Origin of the sequence: Dietzia sp. SLG310A2-38A2 (assembly GCF_014145095.1) — a bacterium.
Lineage (GTDB): Bacteria > Actinomycetota > Actinomycetes > Mycobacteriales > Mycobacteriaceae > Dietzia.
In genome coordinates this window covers 1-2,052 of record NZ_JAALDX010000293.1, presented here as the reverse complement: position 1 = coordinate 2,052, position 2,052 = coordinate 1, and the positions used below count along the sequence as shown (strand labels likewise).

The window sequence follows — 2,052 nt, the reverse complement described above, 5'->3', positions numbered from 1 at the left end:
CCCGGTGGCGCTGGCGCAGGCCGGCTTCCGCAACGTCGGCCGCACGCTCCAGAGGCGGTCCTACCGCGTCGGCGAGGACGAGCTGGACGTGGCCTACGTCCGCGACCGCAACGGCGCCCACGCGCACGGCGATCTCGCCGAGGTGGCCAGCGTCGGACAGGTCCGCCCGGACGCGGTGGACCTCGAGGTCATGGGAGTGCGCCACACCTTCTCCGTGGCGCGGTACGAGGTGGTCGGCTCGGACACCGTCGTCGAGGTGGACTCGCCGCTCGGGCCGGTCTCGCTCATCGAACCGCCCCGCTACACCGATCCCGGCGCGGAGGTCGCCGCCGGTTCGCTGCTCGCCCCCATGCCGGGTGCGGTCATCCGGGTGGCCGTCTCCGTCGGTGACACCGTCACCGCCGGCCAACCGCTGCTGTGGATGGAGGCCATGAAGATGGAACACACCATCTCCGCCGCCGTGGACGGCGTCGTCACCGAGCTGCCCGTCGGGGTCGGCACCCAGGTCGAGACCGGCACCATCCTCGCCGTCGTCGCGGATCCCGACAGCACCGGCGCCGACAGCACCGGCGCCGACAGCACCGATCCCGACAGCACTGACGCCGACAGCACCGACACCACCACCCCCCAGGAGTGACCACGATGACCGACATCTCACAGATCCCCAACCCCGTCGTCGACACCGAGGAGCAGCAGGCACTCCGCAAGGTCGCCTTCGACCTTGGCTCGCGATACGGCATGGAGTACATGCGCGAGAAGTCCGACGCCGGTGAGACCACCGACGAGTTGTGGACCGAGGCGGGCAAGCTCGGACTGCTGGGCGTGAACCTGCCCGAGGAGTACGGCGGCGGCGGGGCCGGTATGACCGAGCTCGCGATGGTCGAGGAGGAGCTCTCCGCCGCGGGCGCCGGGCTGCTCATGATGGTGGTCTCGCCCGCCATCAACGGCACGATCATCTCCCGCTTCGGGACCGAGGAGCAGAAGAAGCGCTGGCTGCCGGGCCTGGCCTCGGGCGAGATCATCACCTCGTTCGCCATCACCGAGCCGGACGCGGGGTCCAACTCCCACGCCATCACCACCACCGCACGCCGGGACGGCTCGGACTTCCTGCTCAGCGGGCAGAAGACCTACATCTCGGGCGTCGACCAGGCCGACGCGATCCTCGTGGTGGCCCGCCTGGAGGGTGCCGCGAGCGGCAAGCTCCAGCCGGCGCTGTTCATGGTTCCCACCGACGCGCCCGGACTCGAGCGCACCCACATCCCCACCGAGGTGCGTACGCCCGAGCGGCAGTTCCAGCTGTACTTCGACGACGTGCGGCTGCCCGCGGACGCGCTCATCGGTGACGGTGACACCGCGCTGCTCATGCTGTTCGCGGGCCTCAACCCCGAGCGCATCATGGCCTCCGGGATGGCGATCGGTTCCGCACGCTACGCGATGGACAAGGCCACGAAGTACGCGAACGAGCGCACCGTGTGGAAGACCCCGATCGGCGCCCACCAGGGGATCGCCCATCCCCTCGCCCAGTGCAAGATCGAGCTGGAGCTGGCCCGGCTGATGATGCGCAAGGCCGCCGCGCTCGTCGACGCCGGCCTGGACGACCTCGCGGGCGAGGCCGCCAACATGGCCAAGTACGCCTCCGGAGAGGTCTCCGCCCGCACCGTCGACCAGGCCATCCAGACCCTCGGCGGCAACGGGCTGTCGGTGGAGTACGGCCTCGCCGGGATGCTCGCCGCGTCACGCCTGCCCCGCATCGCCCCGGTCAGCCGGGAGATGATCCTCAACTACGTGGCCCAGCACTCGCTCGGGCTGCCGAGGAGCTACTGAGGTGGCGGCGGCGGACGATCAGACCGTGAGTGATCAGGTGCTGGTGCGCTACGAGGTCTCCGGGGGCGCCGCCCGCGTGACGCTGGACTCGCAGCACAACCGCAACGCCATCTCGACCGCCCTGGTCGAGCAGTTGCACGCGGCGCTCGACCGGGCGGCCGCGGACGACGGCGCCCGCGTGGTGGTCCTCGGTCACGCCGGCGGGACGTTCTGCGCCGGAGCCGACCT

At 70.9% G+C, this 2,052-nt stretch carries 3 protein-coding genes; all 3 read left to right on the top strand.

Going from position 1 to position 2,052, the window contains the following annotated elements:
• Positions 1-637 (top strand): acetyl-CoA carboxylase biotin carboxyl carrier protein subunit (locus G6027_RS10985; RefSeq protein WP_182637215.1); only part of this gene is annotated, 637 nt, incomplete at its 5' end.
• Positions 638-642: 5 nt separating this feature from the next.
• Positions 643-1,824 (top strand): acyl-CoA dehydrogenase family protein, encoded by a 1,182-nt coding sequence (locus tag G6027_RS10980; RefSeq protein WP_182637214.1) that lies wholly within the window; start codon positions 643-645, stop codon positions 1,822-1,824.
• A gap of 25 nt (positions 1,825-1,849) precedes the next feature.
• On the top strand, positions 1,850-2,052 hold a 203-nt coding region (locus tag G6027_RS10975; RefSeq protein ID WP_182637213.1), incomplete at its 3' end, for an enoyl-CoA hydratase-related protein.